At 37.3% G+C, this 558-nt stretch carries 1 protein-coding gene and 1 pseudogene; both read left to right on the top strand.

Going from position 1 to position 558, the window contains the following annotated elements:
* A pseudogene (locus RR876_RS17215) lies at window positions 1-141 on the top strand (branched-chain amino acid ABC transporter permease); the annotation flags it as partial.
* Between the two features lies 1 nt (window position 142).
* Window positions 143-478 (top strand): L-valine transporter subunit YgaH, encoded by a 336-nt coding sequence (ygaH, locus tag RR876_RS17210; RefSeq protein WP_056510745.1) that lies wholly within the window; start codon window positions 143-145, stop codon window positions 476-478.
* The last annotated feature ends 80 nt before the right edge of the window (window positions 479-558 follow it).

Raw genomic sequence — 558 nt, 5'->3', positions numbered from 1 at the left:
GCCGTATCTTTAGTGGTTTCCGCATTGGCCTGTTATTTTATCAACATGTCGGCAGCAATTTTTATTGGGATTGCATCTGGGATTTTAGCGGGATTATTTAAACATTATGTTTTAAAGCAAACTGATGAAGTGAGTATTTAAAATGGATTTACAGATTATCTTGGTGGGGATATTGGTCGGTATTGCAAATTTTGCTTCACGCTTTGGTCCATTCTATCTGCTGCAAAAAAGCCAACAACACACACAAACTCGTGGCGCAACATGGTTAAAAATTGCATTAGGCAGTATTGGAATTGCAGCAATCAGTTCAATGTTAATTGTCGCCACTCTTCCACCATTGATCGAAACTCCAAATAAAAGTTTTGCGATGCTGGTGGGCTTTATTGTACTCACAGGATTGTATTTTAAATTTAAAAGAATCGTTTTGGCGACACTCACAGCAGCATTGGCCTATGGCTTGGTCTATACCTATCTGTAGTTTTGTTGATTAAAGCATATTTTAATGCATCAGCAGATCAGCGTGTAAATTTAAAGTCTTTCGGATTTAAAATGCTTTCA

This window comes from Acinetobacter sp. (assembly GCF_036666595.1).
Classification (GTDB): Bacteria; Pseudomonadota; Gammaproteobacteria; order Pseudomonadales; family Moraxellaceae; genus Acinetobacter.
Note: the sequence above shows the minus strand (reverse complement) of the source record. Positions and strands in the feature narration are given on the sequence as shown.